A 16,691-nucleotide genomic window follows, 5' to 3' on the forward strand; every position below is an offset into this window, starting at 1 on the left:
ATCGTTGCGTTTATTTATTATCGGTTGATTAGGTACACGTTGTCCTCTCCATCTTTCTCTTCCCAGTGTACAATCACTTTTTCGTCGTTGATGGCATCTACTTGTCTTCCTCTATACGTAGGCTGAATAGGTAAATGACGGCTAAAACGCCTGTCTATCAACGTTAGTAATTCTATATTCGTAGGTCTACCAAAAGATTGGATTGCAGTTAATGCAGCACGGATGCTTCGGCCTGTATACAGCACGTCATCTATAAACACTACGTTTTTATCTTCTACAATAAAATCTATTTGGGTAGAATTTGCTTCCAACGGTTTTCCGCTACGGCGAAAATCATCACGGAAAAAAGTAATATCTAAATAGCCTAATTTTAAATCTTGAATACCGTAAGAATTCTTTAAAATTTGACCTAGTCTATCTGCAAGCAACACTCCTCTTGGCTGTATCCCTACAAGAACTGTATCTTTAAAATCTAAATGATTTTCAATAAGTTGACAAGCCAAACGGTGAAGAATGATGTTGATCTCTTTTGAAGTAAGAAGAACTTTTTGACTCATAATTAATTTTCCAAAAGTATTTGGCTTGTAAAATTACGGATTTTTTATTTATAAATTAGCCGTCGCATTCAAAATACGAATAAAGTTTGAAAAAGCCATCTACTGTAAAAGCGCTCAGTTACCTGTATCCAATTACTACCAAAACCTATGTTTCGGAGCTAAGTGGCGTTATAGAAATAACCTGGTTCAACGGCGTGAAAATGGTAGATACTGAAAATGCCAATTACTCTTACGGTACTTTACAAAACATACTGAAGTTTGGACTTGAAAAGATTGATCTGAATACTGTAAATAATGTGCTACTACTTGGTTTGGGAGCCGGAAGCGTTCTGGAAACATTGCAGAAAGACTTTAATTTTCAGCACCCCATTACCGCAGTAGAACTAGACCCCGTAATGATTACCATTTGCAAAGAAGAATTTGGAATTGAAGAGAACGAGCAGCTAAAAATAGTACAAGACGATGCCTTCGATTTTCTTAAAAAAGATCAGGAATCGTATGACCTCATCATTATTGACTTGTTCATAGATACCGAAGTACCCGAAGTGGTATACACTTCTGATTTCTTTCAACTGATTCATGAAAGGCTAACCGCTAACGGGCAATTTATTTTCAATGCTGCCCTAGATCATTCTGCTGAATCTACGCAACAAAAATTACAGCAAGTCTTAAAGGCATTTGAAACAAAAGTATATTCAAAAGTGGAAAAAGTAAATACACTAATTTTAGGGAGCAAGAAATAATTGAAAATAGAATCATACCATAAGTTTACTCAACTTAGCGTACCAAGCATCCATATCTTTCATACGTATATCAAAATCGGTACTATTATTTAAAAATATACGCAAGGTTTCATCTTTTAGTTCCACCTTTTCTATAGTGCTAAATGCAACTACCATAACTTCTTTGTTCTTGTACAACCCATGTGGAACAAAAACCATATAATTTTCGGTACAAAAAAGTTTTCCGCCCACAGCAGGTTTCAAAAGAAATGTCAATTCTGCCATGGTGCTGTCTTGTACGGTTTCGCCTTCCGGTAGATTTTTAGGTTGAATTCCTTTTCCGAATAAAAGTATGAAGCGATATCCAAAACGTTCGGACACATATGGATTGATAAGACCGATAATTACAATTATCATGAGCGTAAATACTACTTTCTCTGATAAATCAAACTCAAAATACGCTGGATTGGCTATGTAATTCATGAGTGCAGTAACTACCGTATACAGCACTACATAAAAAAGCGCGAACAAAATTCTATATTGAAAACTAAGTTTGATAACCCCTGTTCTTCTCTTGGTATTACTTTGCATAATCTGTTATGTATTGCAATACATATTGGCTAAACTCTTCAAATGATTGGTTGTTCATTTTTGCTAGTAGTTGCTGGTAGTTTTCTGGTGTACTATTAAGTAGCGCCCAAATTCCTTCGGTTCCGTAGGATTCGTAAGTCAACTTGCAAATTGTAGCTCCTGTAACGTATAGCACATTGTTATCTAACTTATTTTTATACTCATAATTCAGTATTTCATTTAAAGACAAAGGTCTATTTTCTTGAAATTGTTTTGATAAAGCCAACAAACTTTCCTCATAACCTATCCCCTGTTTTGGACCACCCAACCAAGTGGCAAATCCCTCGTTTATGATTGCCGGACGCAAACCTTTCACCGGAAACAGCATGTGTACCAACTCGTGTTTGTAAAACGGACTTTTATAGGAAGTGAATAACTTTCTACCAAACACGTCGGTTAACCCGGTATGGTAGCTCATTAGGTATTCAAAGTTAAGGAGCGCTTGCATTTCATCACTACCGTTGGCTATGTAATAATTAAATTCGGGCACCTTTCCCAATCCAAATTCCTTTGCCAGTTCTTTACAGAACTTCACTGCTTCTTTTGCCTGTGTTTTATCAAAAGTCACAAACGGGCTCACCACATAGTTGATAAAACCTACTTGTTCATGTTGCCATTTTTGGGTGTCATACTCTAATATGTTTTCTAACAAAAAAGAACCATCCGGTTGCTCAACTGCATAGAGTTTGGTGATTGCTGCAGGCACAAACTGCTGGTATTGTTCCGGCACACCAGAAGCATCAAACAAAGTTTTTATTTGGTACCTACCTTCTTCAATCTTGTCTAACTGTAATATTTTGGGTGGATATGATTTTAGGAACGTTTGATCATCCGGTAAATCTACTAGAAAAAAGATGCTGCGATCTTTTGTGCCTAATTCAGGTTTCCAATTGGTTTCTTTAAAATAGGGATTGTTATAAATACTATCAATATTTGAATTGAGATAGTTCGTATACAATTGATACACCTGTTTCTTTTGAATATCAGTTGTATCTACTCTAGCTGTAATTTTTGGCTGAATAGTTTGCTGGGCATTCAGCATCAAAGTACCCAAAAATAAAATAAGCAAGCATTTTAATTTCATGTAATGAATATAACAACTATTTCTTAATCTGAAACAAGCTTAGGCACTTAGATAGCTATATTTACAAAGAAGCCTTTTTAACGTCTGGCTGCATGAAATACTGAAAAAAATTCTGTAAACGTTCCTTATCTTCCTGTGTAATGTCCTTTAATGAAAAGGAAACCAACCCACCATCTTTTCTAATGAAATGCAGTTTATCTTCTGCCAATTGAAACGTACTATAATCGCGATATCTAATGGTCTTTTGACGTGCAAAATACCCATTCAACTTTATGGTACAGCGTACCGCATTCCACTGAATATAATGTTTAAACCAAAAAGCACGGGTTGCCTGTACCGTTATTCCAAAATAGCCAAAAGGTATAAGATAAGATACATAAGGATTTGAAATAACATTGAAGAAATATAACAATGCTATGATGATACAAAGAAATACAGTAAAAGAAAACACTATATTCCCAATGCTATGCAAATGGTAAAAACGAATACGATTCATAACCTTTGTATTTGAAGCTATTAGCTAAAAATACTATTTTTTTGGTTATGCTGCCAATCGGTCTCTAACTTCCATGAGCGCAAAGCCTAATAGATTGCGACCTTTCCATTGAAAAACTTCGGTAGCTTTTGGGTTTTCAACACCCATTCCTATACCCCAAACACTTTCATTTTTGTTAGCTTCTACCAATACATCTTCATCTGTATTCAGTAAGAAACGTTTTAATTCGGGGTTTTGGCTAAACTTATGAATATTTCCTTCCACAGCCAGATCAAATCTGCGCTCTTTCCAGATTACCTCATTTTTATCGTTTACTTCTCTACTTAGCTGTTGCACTTTTTGAATACTATCGGCTGCTATAATGGCTTCGGCCAATTTATCTTCGTGAAACAAGCGTGCTCTTTGCGCCATCATCCAGTGTTCGGCTGTTTTGTAAACAATGCCGTTCACTTTGAATGAACTTTCATATTTTCGGCTTAGACAACGCTCATCTACCTCTGTTGGATGTGTTGTGGTTTTTCCTTCAAACAATAAGAAGTCTTTTACTTCATCATTTACTAATTGTTCTTTTAACCATTCCACAGAATAGTTGGTTTTCATAGTCACTAGGTTTCTTGAGTGCTTGGTAAGCACTGATCATTTTCTTCATTTTCACCACGAAACTAAGAATTAATTTACTTTAAAGAAACCCTAACTTAAACTTCTTTTGTTAATACAATTATAAAATATTGTCACCTTAAACAAGGTAAAATCCCTACATATGGGGATTTTTTCATGTCTATTCATTGGTTATCTTCCCCAGGACCATTACTACTAGTTCCCCTACATTCCAAAGATGTTGCAGTAGTATCAAGACAATTGTAGTGTATACTGAGTCCATATTTCTACCCCTAAACCATGGACTAGGTATGGACTCACCATGGACTTACCATGGAGGAACCTAAGGGGATACCCGAAGGATACTCACAGGAACACACCAATTCATTATTTTACAAAAAAACAGAAATTATGGCTAAGTTATTACCAAACAACAAGATCATCGGATCTTTAGGAAATGTAAGTTTTAAAGAACTGAATGGCGCTACTATTCTACAATCTAAACCCGGAAAGGGAGGCGTAAAACAAACCAAAAACACCAAAAAAGCTGCTACCAATTTTGGCCAATGTAGTAGTGAAGCTTCAAAGATGGTTCGCAGTTGGCAGTCCATTATCTTACAGTATCAAGATAGTCAAATGGGATATCGTTTTAGAAGTACACTTTACAATAGCATGCTTTCCAAGCCCATGCCACCGGGTAGCATGCGCTCACTTGCAGATGTTACCTTCAGTGATCTTAATGGGTTTGAATTCAATACACAAAGTCTCTTTTCACACTATTGCAGAATTTCCATCCAGTGTGCTATTACCGCCTCTAGAAAGATAAGCATTTGCATAGCTTCTTGTGAAGCTGCTACTAGTATTTCATGGCCAACTAATGCTAGCAAAGCTACATTATGCTTATTTTTAAACAATCCTTTTATTAGCAATACTAACGAGAACACTGAATTACTACAAATAGACATTCCCAACAGAAACTACATTATTCCCTCAGAAGAGGTGGAACTAGCACTGCCCAAAACAAAAACAGTGATAGCTGTAGTAGGCTGTATATTCTTTTATACAGATATGCTCCATAGTCAGCCTGTTTGCATCAATAATAAACAGCTACATCCCGTACAATTACTGCACATACAGCTGGTTGAACGACCATAAATAGATTACATTACGAACAAACCAAAAGTTTAAAAGTATGCTAAAAACTACTTAAGAGATGGTTAACAAAGTTTATAATCATATATTAAGGCATACTTTGGCTAGAAAGAAAAAGAAATTGCTATGATAAAGATACTTGCTATAATATTGGCCGTAGGCGGCGCTATTAGTTTGATAATGGGAATTATGGGCATCTTTGGCAGCATGGCTGTTGGTGTAAGCCCATGGGCATTAGCTATTTTAGGATTTATATTCTTTTTATCGGGAACAGGAATGCTCAAATCTAGAAAAGATACCGATGTAATTAAGGCAGAAAATAACAAGTAGAACCCTTATATACTTGACAAAAGCGCTACGTAGCCCAAAACGTAGTGCTTTTTTGTTACTCACCACAACCTTCCTTTCTTTTGGTATCTACCAAATAGATAATCTTCCAACCTGTATCGATTTTTATAAATTGAAACGAATTGACTCCACAGTGACTAAATTCCCCATTCATATAAAACTCGTAGGGTGTCCAGGCATTGGCCATATCTCCATCTACTTTGATGATGTAATCCGTTAAGCGCTCTTCAAACTTGATATGATCTGGTATACTCCCTATCGATTTTACAAAGGTGCGGTACGGTTGTGAATCTAATTTCACCTTTCCCTCCTTGTCTTTTCCAATGGATTGCAATTCTACATATCCATAGGCAAAGTCGGCAAGAGCTACTGTATCTTTCGCATGAAAGGCCTTGAAAAAGTCTTGAACAGTTTGCTTCACCGATTCCTCTGAGCTTTGCGCAACAGCCTGAAATGAAAAACTACAAAAACAACAGAAAGCAACTAGGTATTTCATAATTAACAGTCTTAAAAAATTACAATTTAGTATTTTTGCCCCAATTTTAAGCACAGAAAAATGTCAGTAGCAAAAAAAGAATATAAACGAATCACGGTAAAGTCGTTAGGCGAAATGAAACGCAATGGAGAGAAAATTTCTATGTTGACCGCTTATGACTATACCATGTCTATGATCTTAGACAATGCCGGACTTGATGTAATGTTGGTGGGTGACTCTGCCAGTAATACGATGGCCGGACACGAAACCACCTTACCTATTACACTGGACCAAATGATCTACCACGCTTCATCGGTAGTTCGTGGAGCTAACAGAGCTTTGGTTGTTGTAGACCTTCCTTTTGGTAGTTACCAAAGTGATCCTAAAGAAGCTTTGCGTTCTTCTATTCGAATCATGAAAGAAAGTGGCGCACATGCTATTAAGATTGAAGGAGGAAAAGAAATTAAAGAATCGGTTAAACGTATTCTGAATGCTGGAATTCCGGTAATGGGACATTTAGGTTTAACGCCGCAATCTATCTATAAATTCGGAAGTTACACGGTGAGAGCTAAAGAGGAAGAAGAGGCTGAGAAACTAAAATCGGACGCAAAATTGCTTGAAAAAATGGGATGTTTTGCAGTGGTTTTGGAAAAAGTACCTGCCAAACTAGCCAAAGAAGTTGCCGAAAGTTTAACCATTCCTGTGATAGGAATTGGTGCCGGAAATGGCGTAGACGGACAAGTATTGGTCGTACATGATATGCTAGGTATGACACACGAATTCAATCCAAGATTTTTGAGAAGATATGCCAATCTTTATGATGTAATGACCGAAGCTGTTGAGCATTATGTTGAAGATGTAAAAGCAAAGGACTTCCCTAGCGATCAAGAACAATATTAATTGTATGACTGCCCAAGCAATCATAGAAAAATTAAACCTACAACCGCATCCGGAAGGTGGCTTTTTTAGAGAAACTTATCGTAGTGAGGAAGTGATTTCGCAAGACGCGCTTCCGGATGTTTTTGAAGCTTATAGATTATTAGTATTTTAGACCATTAGCATCTTAGATTGTTCGTATGTTAGCTTATGCATAGATTCAAGGAATTAGAAATATGGAAAAGAAGCAAAATTTTTTGTTCAGTAATTTATACTGAAACCAATAATTTCCCTAGTTCAGAACAGTTTGGCTTAACAAATCAAATAAGAAGAAGCGCTGTCTCAATTCCTTCAAATATTGCTGAAGGTGCTTCACGAACTTCTCAGAAAGAATTTTCCAGATTTTTAGAGATTGCCCTTGGCTCTGCATACGAAATGGAGACACAAATTTTGATTGCTGAAGATTTAAAATTTCTTCCTCAAGAAAAAACAGCTTATATTTTGGATGAACTCAATCAAATTGTAAAAATGATCTCAAAATTCAGAAGTCAACTAAAAACAAACTAACATACTAGATTTCTAATAACCTCAATACTAATCATCTAATACACTAACTATCTAACATACTTCCCATGCACACCCACTCAACCAAACATAACTTGCAAGTTTTGTATGAAGACAATCATATTATTGTGATCAACAAACGTTCGGGAGATATTGTACAAGGTGATAAAACGGGCGACAAACCATTATCGGAAGTAGTAAAAGAATACCTTAAAGACAAATACAACAAACCCGGAAATGTATATTTGGGCGTGGTGCACAGACTGGATAGACCCACAACAGGTATTGTACTATTTGCAAAAACTTCCAAAGCACTACCCCGACTCAACAAACTATTTGCAGGGAAGGAAGCCAAAAAAACCTATTGGGCTTTGGTGAAAAATCAGCCGCCAAAAACTACAGATCGGTTAGTGCATTATATGAAGCGAAACCCGAAACAAAACAAATCGTATGCGCATATTAAGGAAGTTCCAGATAGTAAAAAAGCTATTTTAAGTTATTCCGTCATTCAAAAACTGACACATTATTATTTGTTGGAAGTAGCTTTGGAAACCGGGCGTCATCATCAAATACGCTCCCAATTATCGGCCATTGGTTGCCCTATTAAAGGAGATTTAAAATATGGTTTTGACAGAAGCAACCCAGATGGAAGTATTCATTTACATTCCAGAAAATTGGAATTAGTTCATCCTGTAAGCAAGGAAAAACTGGTTATTACCGCACCTGTACCTGATGAAAAGTTATGGCAGGCAACTGAATAACAGCACATACTTAGTCAACCCACTACAACTTATAAAATACTCACTATTGGGTATTTACATTCACATATTAAAACCGTTATTTAGAAGTATTGTTGAATACATAAAATTTACACGTTTTAAATAATTCATTGGTTAAATTTTATTTCGTGTGTTTTGTTTTACTTCATTAGAAGGTTTGGTTAAATTAAAAAAGGGAATTACAGTGTGTGTAATTCCCTTTTTGCTAATATTGGTTCTTTATAAGTTATCTAAAATCTCGCTGCGCTTTTTCTTTGATAATCTCTGCCACGGGTCTGTTTTGAATATTACTTTCTAGCCACGAAATGATATCTAAGTACAGAAAAGCTCGTTTCTCATAACGGTGATCTTCATACTGTTTCAATCGATCACGTAACTTTATAAACTCTCCTTTCAACTCATGTGGATAGATGTTCCCTAGATTTCTCAAAAACTTAATCATCTCTTTTTGTACTGCATGCAAGTCGTTCATTTTAATTAAAAACTTATACGTGCTTCGCAGTTGTACATCTAAATGATAATCCATTCCTGCTTCGTAATGCGCTACCAAACTCAGTACTCTGGCAAAACACATTAAATCCTCTCGCATGGTAAGGTTTTTATTATCAATGATCTTTTTCAAGAATTTGATACACATTTTATGATTTTCCATTCCAAAATACATGCACGCAATTTTGTAGTAGAAAATCATTACATGATGTTCATCTATTGCATTTTGATGGTTTTTTAATAGCTCCTGAGTTTCTTCGATCAAATAAGCTCCTTCTACAAAGTTGCCTTCCATAAAATGAAGGTTGAACTTATTATTGTAGATATAAATGAAACTCAACGATTGTACATTCTCATTGTTTGGGAACTCTGGTAAAGCTATGGTAGCCTCTAATCTTTCCAAGGCTGTTTTAAAATAAGAGCTATACTTTACCAATTGAAGACATTCTAACAAATAGTTGTTTCCTTTAAGAAACCAAACCGGATTCAAGTAAATCATGGATGGATTTTCATAAAACATATCTACCCACTTCGTAGCATATTTATAACATGATAAAAAATCCTGAATAAGAAATGAATACCACAAATGCGATTTATAAACCCACAATTTTTCTCGAAAATCTAATGCTTCAATTTGATATTCCGGTAAACGTGCATTGAAATAATTAGTGATTTCAGTAATCTCTTCATCACTCTTTGCATAGCCCATTTTTAGCATCAAACCGTATAATTGTAAGGATAAATTAGAAAGCTTACTCGCAATTACATTTTTTTGACTTAGCTCTTTCGCCTGTATTGCCAGCTCATCTGCTCTACCGCTAATACTACGGGTAATATACTGTGATTCTATGATTTTCTCTAGCTCAATTACTTCATACGCCAAGTTCTTCTCCTGGTTTTCCAAAGCCATATTCTTGGCTTTATCCAAAATCTTTAAACTCTGCTTGTACAATCCTTTTTGATACAAAATAGTTGCAAAATCTAATTGTTCTCGCAACTGAATACGTATATCTTGATTCACAGGATTCAAGCGTAAACTCACCAAAATCTGCTTGTACAAATGCGCTTTTAAGTTAGAAAGTTGCTGCTTTTTTACAATTTCACTTTTCAAAATAGTAGGTTCGTCATACTTTTTTAATTTGTCTAAAAGATTGAAAAGTGCCAGGAACTTGGCATTCGCATTCACTCCCAAGCGATTTACATATAGTTTGAATTGTCTTTTTTCTGACTTTGATAATGACTTTATAAGTATGAATAAACTATCTTTTGAAGCGTTTGTCATCGTATCTAATAACTTTTTAAAACACTGTAAACCAATTTTATATATTTAAAAATTATCACTTTAGTGTTGTAACGGTTTACGGGGTAAATGAGCGATTTAAAAGTACAACTTTTAAATTCGTATGAAACAATCAACGTAAAATTAAGGTTAAATAATTGAAATGAGTATTGAAAAAGTCCAAATCTTCGACACTACATTAAGAGATGGTGAGCAAGTTCCGGGGTGTAAATTGAACACCGCACAAAAACTTGTAATCGCCGAACGCTTAGATGCTTTGGGAGTAGATGTCATAGAAGCAGGTTTTCCTATCTCTAGTCCTGGTGACTTTCATTCGGTCAACGAGATTGCTAAGATAGTGAAAAATGCTACCGTCTGCGGATTAACCCGAGCTGTTAAAAAAGACATTGAAGTAGCAGCAGAAGCACTCAAACACGCCAAAAAACCTCGTATCCATACCGGAATCGGAACCTCTGATTCTCATATCCTCCACAAATTTAAATCGAATAGAGATGAAATCTTAGAACGTGCTGTAAAAGCGGTAGCCTATGCTAAAACTTTTGTAGACGATGTGGAATTTTATGCAGAAGATGCCGGAAGAACTGATAACGAGTTTTTAGCATTAATTTGTTCTGAAGTAATCAAAGCGGGAGCAACTGTTTTGAATATTCCTGATACCACAGGCTATTGCCTTCCAGAACAATATGGAGCTAAGATTAAATACCTGAGAGATCATGTAACGGATATTGATAAAGCAATTTTGTCTTGTCACTGCCATAACGATCTTGGTTTGGCTACTGCGAATTCCATTTCGGGAGTAATCAACGGTGCACGCCAAATTGAATGTACTATAAATGGAATTGGAGAACGTGCCGGAAATACTTCCTTAGAAGAAGTGGTAATGATCATGCGTCAACACCCAGATTTAAATTTAGATACCAATATCAACTCTAAATTATTGTACAGTACCAGTAGATTGGTTTCAGAAAGTATGGGAATGCCAGTACAACCTAACAAAGCCATTGTAGGTTCTAACGCATTTGCACACAGTTCAGGAATCCATCAAGATGGAGTGATCAAAAACAGAGAAACCTACGAAATCATTGATCCGGAAGAAGTTGGTGTTATCGAATCTGCCATCGTTTTAACCGCCAGAAGTGGTAGAGCTGCTTTGGCTTACAGAGCGAAACGTATCGGTTACGAATTAACAAAATTAGAATTAGACAAAGTTTACGAAGAATTTTTAAACTTTGCTGATAAGAAGAAAGAAGTGGTAGATGAAGACATTCATCAAATCATGGAAATTCATAAAATAGAACACAAAGCGATTGCTTAAAAAAACATGAAAAAGACCTTATTTGATAAAGTGTGGGATGCGCATGTGGTAGATACTGTACCCAATGGCCCACAAATTTTATATATCGACAAACATTTAATTCACGAGGTAACTAGTCCGCAAGCCTTTGCTGAATTGGAAGAAAGAAACATTCCACTTTTTCGTCCAGATCAGATTGTTGCTACCGCAGACCATAACGTACCTACAGAAAATCAGCATTTACCTATTGAAGATCCGTTATCTAAAAATCAGGTAGAGCAATTGACCAAAAACTGTGAAAAACATGGCGTTACCCTATATGGTTTAGGCCATAAATACCAGGGAATTGTACATGTAATGTCACCCGAATTAGGAATTACCCAACCAGGTATGACCATGGTTTGTGGTGATAGCCATACCTCAACACACGGAGCTTTTGGAACCATTGCGTTTGGAATTGGAACCAGCCAGGTGGCACAGGTATTTGCAAGCCAATGTTTGTTGCTTCAAAAACCTAAAAAACTACGTGTCAACGTCAACGGTAAACTAGCCAAAGGTGTGTTGCCAAAAGATGTGATTTTGTATATCATTTCAAAATTAGGAACCAATTCCGGTACCGGATATTTCTGCGAATATGCAGGAAATGTGTTTGAAGAAATGAGCATGGAAGGCCGTATGACGGTTTGTAACATGAGTATTGAAATGGGTGCCCGTGGTGGAATGATTGCTCCGGACGAAACTACTTTCGAATATGTAAAAGGAAAAGAATTTGCTCCTCAAGTAGAGGAATTTGAAAAGAAAGTGGCCTACTGGAAAACATTAAAAACCGATGAAGGCGCTGAGTTTGACAAAGAATTCCATTTTGATGCCGAAGACATTGCCCCAATGGTTACGTATGGAACCAATCCGGGAATGGGTATCAAAATCACAGAAAATATTCCTACGAACAGCGATGCTTCTTTTGCAAAATCCTTGAAATATATGGGGTTTGAGCAAGGTGAATCGCTATTGGAAAAAGCCATCAATTATGTATTTATTGGGAGTTGTACCAATTCACGAATTGAAGATTTCCGCATTGTAGCCGATTATATCAAAGGCAAACAAAAAGCAACAAACGTAAATGCGATGATTGTTCCGGGATCGCAGCAAGTAGCCAAACAAATTAAAGAAGAAGGCTTAATCGAAGTTTTTGAGGCTGCTGGTTTCAAAATTCGTCAACCGGGTTGTTCTGCTTGTTTAGGAATGAACGAAGACAAAGTTCCGGCTGGTGAATACTGTGTTTCTACGTCCAACAGAAATTTTGAAGGCCGTCAAGGACCGGGCGCTCGTACCATTTTGGCGAGTCCGTTAGTAGCTGCAGCTACTGCCGTGAACGGAAAAATAACCGATGTTTCTACTCAATTGAATTAAAAAAATGGAGAAATTCATAACCTTACATACCACCGCCATTCCGTTACCTATAGAAAATATAGATACCGATCAGATTATCCCGGCGCGTTTCTTAAAAGCGACCAATAAAATTGGTTTTGGAGATAATTTGTTTCGCGATTGGCGTTACGATAAAGAAAACAATCCAAAAGAGGATTTTGTACTAAATAATACTACATTTACAGGAAGCATTTTGGTTGCCGGCGACAACTTTGGTTGTGGTAGTAGTAGAGAACACGCCGCCTGGTCTTTAACAGATTATGGTTTTAAAGCTGTGGTTTCTTCCTACTTCGCCGATATTTTCAAAGGAAATGCCTTGAACAACGGACTCTTACCGGTTCAGGTTTCTCCTGAATTTTTAAAAGGATTGCTTGCTGCAATTCAAGAAAATCCGGCAACACAAGTGACTATTGATTTGGAACATCAAACCATCAGCTATCAAGATGAAAAAGAAGGTTTTGATATTGACGGCTATAAAAAAATGTGTTTGATGAACGGCTATGACGATATTGATTTTTTAATCAGCAAAAAAGAAGCTATTGAAGCCTTTGAAGCACAAAATTCTTAACAACGTATGAAGTATACCATTGCATTATTAGCGGGAGACGGCATTGGTCCGGAAGTAGTAAATCAGGCTGTAAAAGCATTGCAAGCCGTGGGTGACACCTTTGGTCACGAATTTGAGTTTGAAGAAGCTGTGGTTGGGGCAATTGCCATTGATCAAACCGGAGATCCGTTACCGGAAGCCACTTTAGACGTTTGTAAAAGAAGTAACGCCGTGCTCTTTGGAGCTATTGGCGATCCTAAATATGATAACAATCCAGATGCAAAAGTAAGACCTGAACAAGGCTTGCTAAAACTGCGTAAAGAGTTAGGTTTGTTTACCAACATTCGACCTGTAAAAGCATACGAAACTTTATTAGACAAATCGCCTTTAAAGAAAGACATCATTGAAGGAACTGATATGGTGATCTATCGTGAACTTACCGGAGGTATTTACTTTGGAGAGAAAAAACTAAGCGAAGACGGCACCGTTGCCTCTGACCTTTGTGAATATAGCGAAGCTGAAATTGAGCGTATTGCACATTTGGCTTTCAAAGCAGCAAGAACTCGCAAAAAGAAAGTAACCTTGGTAGACAAAGCCAATGTATTAGAATCTTCGCGTTTATGGAGACGTGTGGTTACTACCATTGCAAAAAGTTACGAAGACGTAGCATTAGACTTTTTATTTGTAGACAACGCTGCCATGCAAATGATTCTGAATCCTAGTCAATTTGATGTGATCCTTACCGAAAATATGTTTGGAGATATTATTTCTGATGAAGGAAGTGTAATTGGTGGTTCTATCGGATTGTTAGCTTCGGCCTCTGTAGGTAACGATGTTGCCATGTTTGAACCTATTCACGGTTCGTTTCCGCAAGGAGCTGGTAAAGATATTGCCAACCCAATTGCTTCTGTGTTGAGCGCCGCCATGTTGCTAGCACATTTAGGTTTGCATGAAGAAGCTGCTACCGTAAATAAAGCTGTAGAACGTGCTATTGAAAAACAAATAGTTACTAGTGATCTAAACAAGAATAGCGAGTATGGGACCAATAGTGTAGGAGATTATATTGCAAATACCATTGCCAATATCGATGAAGAAACTACGCGCATTAATCACGAAAACATCAATTTCGGAAGGTCCACAATTATTTAATACACCTTTATTTTCATTTTTAATAAAAAGCCTTTCTGTTGGGAAAGGCTTTTTTCTTAATCGTATGTTTTAGAGGAATCTGCTATTAAAGCATTGAGTTCTTTCATTTCTTTTGGAGTCAGATCTCTGTATTTCCCTACCGGAACATCCAAGGTAATGTTCATAATTCGGATACGTTTCAGCTGCGTTACTCTGTATCCCAAGTATTCACACATACGGCGAATTTGTCGGTTTAACCCTTGAGTTAGTACAATTCGAAATTGAAAATCACTAATTTTTTCTACTTTACATTTTCTGGTAATGGTTCCTAAAATTGGAATTCCACTCCCCATTCTTTTGATAAAATCGTCTGTAATTTTTCGATTTACTCGCACTATATATTCCTTCTCATGATTATTTCGAGCACGTAAAATCTTATTCACAATATCACCATCATTCGTCATCAAAATCAATCCTTCCGAAGGCTTATCTAAACGCCCAATTGGGAAAATACGTTTTGGGTAATTGATGTATTCAATGATATTATTTCGTTCTCTTTTGGTATCGGTAGTACATACAATGCCTATGGGTTTATGAAACGCTAAATAGACAAAATCTTCCTGCGGTTCTTTTACCGGTTTTCCATTCACAGCCACCACATCATCATCGGTTACTTTTGTTCCCATTTCAGGTACTTTTCCATTAATGGTCACGCTACCCTCTTCTATCAATTTATCGGCTGCACGACGAGAGCAATAGCCTATTTCACTTAAATATTTATTGATTCTTTTTGGTTCTGACACAGGTGTACAATTTAAAGTTTTTCTATGGCTTCAATGGCCTTTGTAAAATCGATAACTTCTATTTCCTTGAAAAAATCGATGGGTTTTTGATGTGGTAAAAAATCAGAAACAATTCTGATGATAAAATCTTGTGGACGCTTTAAGTTCACAAAACTGTAGTCTTCCATATTCACCAAAGTTCCAATGGTAATATCAGTCGTTTTTACAAATTTATCGGAAGTTAAAGATAATAAACAAGGTAAATTGGTTTTGGCATTGAACACTTTGATGCTTCCGTTTTCAAATAATTGTCCTTCATAACCGTATAACAACGAAGCTGTCACTTCCACTGGCATTCCCAATTGCAATTCAGCTGGCAACACTTCTGCTTGACCAACTACGGCTGCAAATCCCATTAAAACAGTAACATCAGATTCTGGCAACGCCATCATAGTTTTGGCAATGGCCTCTCTTCCAATTCCACACGTAATCACTTCATAACTGTGCTTCAACTCTTTAATGTTTTGCAAAGCCATGAGCGTTTTTTCTTTTTCTATCTCCATAGGAGACAAAATAGTCACTTTCATTCCTTCAAATTTTTCACGAAATTAATGTAATTTTTCTTGGTGAACTAATTCGGTTTATATTCTATATTTGATTTCGTTATTTACTGTCTTTTTATGCAATACAAATTATTGTCTATCATTTGTGCTGTTTTTACCTCCCTGGGAGTTTTTGCACAGAACACTACCATCAAAAGTGGTGAAAAATTAGTTTACGCCGCCTCGTATAACATGAGTGGATTAATGACTACGTTAGCCGAAGTAACCATGGAAACTACAAAGGTTCCTGATAAAAATCTATTTCATTTAAACCTTACCGCGTCTACCTATACCAAATGGGATTCGTATTTTAAAATACGTGATCAGTACCAATCCTATGTAAGTACCAAAACTTTGAAACCTGTTCTATACTATAGAAATATAGATGAAGGTGGCTATACGAAAAGTGAAAAATACGTTTTTGATTACAAGAACAAAGTTGCTAAAACTACGGTGCAACGCCGCAAAAAACCGGAAACAAAAAAAGACGTAGCTATTAGTTTGCAAACGAGTGATGTTGTAGCGACTTTATACCAATTGAGAAATTTAAACATTAGCGCTGCCAAACCCGGAACTAAAGTAACGCTCACCATTCTTTTTGATGGAAAAGAAATTCCTGTAATAGTAAAATATATGGCGAAAGAAACCATTTCAACCGATGTTTTTGGTAAAAAGGAATGTTACAAACTTTCTATTAGTGCTAAAACCGATGCACTAAAAGGCAAAGACGAAAACCTACTTTGGCTTACCGCCGATGCAAAAAAGATACCTGTTTTAATCAAATTCAGTATTCCTGTTGGCAACGGACAATTAAAACTAACTAAAGCAACCGGAATCTAAC

Annotated in this window: 21 protein-coding genes; 12 read left to right on the forward strand and 9 right to left on the reverse strand. The window is 36.5% G+C overall.

From position 1 onward, the window contains the following. Window positions 1-17: 17 nt before the first annotated feature. Window positions 18-557, reverse strand: coding sequence for a bifunctional pyr operon transcriptional regulator/uracil phosphoribosyltransferase PyrR (pyrR, locus tag BM383_RS06575; protein ID WP_093024279.1), 540 nt, complete (start codon window positions 555-557; stop codon window positions 18-20). An 86-nt stretch (window positions 558-643) separates the two neighbouring features. On the opposite strand from pyrR, the gene BM383_RS06580 reads away from it, so the two are divergent. Next, complete coding sequence (locus tag BM383_RS06580) at window positions 644-1,300, forward strand: spermidine synthase (RefSeq protein ID WP_093024281.1); 657 nt, start codon at window positions 644-646, stop codon at window positions 1,298-1,300. A 12-nt stretch (window positions 1,301-1,312) separates the two neighbouring features. Here the strand turns inward: BM383_RS06580 and BM383_RS06585 are convergent, their stop codons facing one another. The 4 genes from BM383_RS06585 to BM383_RS06600 all read right to left on the reverse strand — a co-directional run bounded on the left by BM383_RS06585 (window position 1,313) and on the right by BM383_RS06600 (window position 4,089). Then, window positions 1,313-1,870, reverse strand: a complete 558-nt coding sequence (locus BM383_RS06585) for a hypothetical protein (RefSeq protein WP_093024283.1) — start codon at window positions 1,868-1,870, stop codon at window positions 1,313-1,315. Next, complete coding sequence (locus BM383_RS06590; protein ID WP_093024285.1) at window positions 1,860-2,993, reverse strand: hypothetical protein; 1,134 nt, start codon at window positions 2,991-2,993, stop codon at window positions 1,860-1,862. The genes BM383_RS06585 and BM383_RS06590 overlap by 11 nt, the downstream gene beginning before the upstream one ends. A 61-nt stretch (window positions 2,994-3,054) precedes the next feature. Continuing rightward, the gene (locus tag BM383_RS06595) at window positions 3,055-3,489 is read right to left on the reverse strand and encodes a hypothetical protein (RefSeq protein WP_093024287.1); all 435 of its coding nucleotides are present in this window, start codon (window positions 3,487-3,489) and stop codon (window positions 3,055-3,057) included. 45 nt (window positions 3,490-3,534) lie between these two features. Further along, window positions 3,535-4,089, reverse strand: a complete 555-nt coding sequence (locus BM383_RS06600) for an NADAR family protein (RefSeq protein WP_093024289.1) — start codon at window positions 4,087-4,089, stop codon at window positions 3,535-3,537. Between the two features lie 408 nt (window positions 4,090-4,497). Between BM383_RS06600 and BM383_RS06605 the strand changes: the two genes are divergently transcribed. Together BM383_RS06605 and BM383_RS06610 are read left to right on the forward strand one after the other, a co-directional pair. Next, window positions 4,498-5,241, forward strand: coding sequence for a hypothetical protein (locus tag BM383_RS06605; RefSeq protein ID WP_143106354.1), 744 nt, complete (start codon window positions 4,498-4,500; stop codon window positions 5,239-5,241). A 123-nt stretch (window positions 5,242-5,364) separates the two neighbouring features. Beyond that, window positions 5,365-5,568 carry a hypothetical protein gene (locus BM383_RS06610; protein WP_093024293.1) on the forward strand — a complete coding sequence of 68 codons (204 nt, stop codon included), beginning with the start codon at window positions 5,365-5,367 and terminating at the stop codon, window positions 5,566-5,568. A 55-nt stretch (window positions 5,569-5,623) separates the two neighbouring features. Here the strand turns inward: BM383_RS06610 and BM383_RS06615 are convergent, their stop codons facing one another. Next, window positions 5,624-6,082, reverse strand: coding sequence for a Cif family virulence factor (locus BM383_RS06615; RefSeq protein WP_093024295.1), 459 nt, complete (start codon window positions 6,080-6,082; stop codon window positions 5,624-5,626). A gap of 60 nt (window positions 6,083-6,142) precedes the next feature. Between BM383_RS06615 and panB the strand changes: the two genes are divergently transcribed. From panB to BM383_RS06635, 4 genes are all read left to right on the forward strand, one after another. After that, a complete protein-coding gene (gene panB / locus BM383_RS06620) occupies window positions 6,143-6,961 on the forward strand; it encodes a 3-methyl-2-oxobutanoate hydroxymethyltransferase (RefSeq protein ID WP_093024297.1) in 819 nt (272 codons plus the stop codon). A gap of 4 nt (window positions 6,962-6,965) precedes the next feature. Next, complete coding sequence (locus tag BM383_RS06625) at window positions 6,966-7,112, forward strand: cupin domain-containing protein (RefSeq protein WP_093024299.1); 147 nt, start codon at window positions 6,966-6,968, stop codon at window positions 7,110-7,112. Window positions 7,113-7,147: 35 nt separating this feature from the next. After that, complete coding sequence (locus BM383_RS06630) at window positions 7,148-7,504, forward strand: four helix bundle protein (protein WP_093024301.1); 357 nt, start codon at window positions 7,148-7,150, stop codon at window positions 7,502-7,504. A 65-nt stretch (window positions 7,505-7,569) separates the two neighbouring features. Then, a complete protein-coding gene (locus BM383_RS06635) occupies window positions 7,570-8,262 on the forward strand; it encodes an RluA family pseudouridine synthase (RefSeq protein WP_093024303.1) in 693 nt (230 codons plus the stop codon). 244 nt (window positions 8,263-8,506) lie between these two features. On the opposite strand, the gene BM383_RS06640 is transcribed toward BM383_RS06635, so the two are convergent. Then, on the reverse strand, window positions 8,507-10,051 hold the full coding sequence (locus tag BM383_RS06640) for a hypothetical protein (RefSeq protein WP_093024304.1): 1,545 nt from the start codon (window positions 10,049-10,051) through the stop codon (window positions 8,507-8,509). Window positions 10,052-10,211: 160 nt separating this feature from the next. Here BM383_RS06640 and BM383_RS06645 point away from each other — a divergent pair, with 160 nt between their 5' ends. The 4 genes from BM383_RS06645 to leuB are packed head-to-tail and all read left to right on the forward strand — an operon-like array spanning window position 10,212 to window position 14,487. Then, a complete protein-coding gene (locus BM383_RS06645) occupies window positions 10,212-11,384 on the forward strand; it encodes a 2-isopropylmalate synthase (RefSeq protein ID WP_093024306.1) in 1,173 nt (390 codons plus the stop codon). Window positions 11,385-11,390: 6 nt separating this feature from the next. Then, window positions 11,391-12,773: a 3-isopropylmalate dehydratase large subunit gene (gene leuC / locus BM383_RS06650; RefSeq protein WP_093024308.1), complete on the forward strand. Its 1,383-nt coding sequence runs from the start codon at window positions 11,391-11,393 to the stop codon at window positions 12,771-12,773. A 4-nt stretch (window positions 12,774-12,777) separates the two neighbouring features. Then, window positions 12,778-13,359 (forward strand): 3-isopropylmalate dehydratase small subunit, encoded by a 582-nt coding sequence (gene leuD, locus BM383_RS06655; protein WP_093024310.1) that lies wholly within the window; start codon window positions 12,778-12,780, stop codon window positions 13,357-13,359. A 6-nt stretch (window positions 13,360-13,365) separates the two neighbouring features. Beyond that, entirely contained in the window at window positions 13,366-14,487 is a 1,122-nt protein-coding gene (leuB, locus tag BM383_RS06660; protein WP_093024312.1) for a 3-isopropylmalate dehydrogenase, read from the forward strand. Window positions 14,488-14,543: 56 nt separating this feature from the next. On the opposite strand, the gene rluF is transcribed toward leuB, so the two are convergent. Together rluF and BM383_RS06670 are read right to left on the reverse strand one after the other, a co-directional pair. Further along, entirely contained in the window at window positions 14,544-15,269 is a 726-nt protein-coding gene (gene rluF / locus BM383_RS06665; protein ID WP_093024314.1) for a 23S rRNA pseudouridine(2604) synthase RluF, read from the reverse strand. 11 nt (window positions 15,270-15,280) lie between these two features. Further along, on the reverse strand, window positions 15,281-15,835 hold the full coding sequence (locus BM383_RS06670; protein ID WP_245766543.1) for a hypothetical protein: 555 nt from the start codon (window positions 15,833-15,835) through the stop codon (window positions 15,281-15,283). Between the two features lie 93 nt (window positions 15,836-15,928). Here BM383_RS06670 and BM383_RS06675 point away from each other — a divergent pair, with 93 nt between their 5' ends. Next, entirely contained in the window at window positions 15,929-16,690 is a 762-nt protein-coding gene (locus BM383_RS06675) for a DUF3108 domain-containing protein (protein WP_093024316.1), read from the forward strand. Window position 16,691 lies beyond the last annotated feature (1 nt).

Source organism: Pustulibacterium marinum (assembly GCF_900116665.1).
GTDB lineage: Bacteria > Bacteroidota > Bacteroidia > Flavobacteriales > Flavobacteriaceae > Pustulibacterium > Pustulibacterium marinum.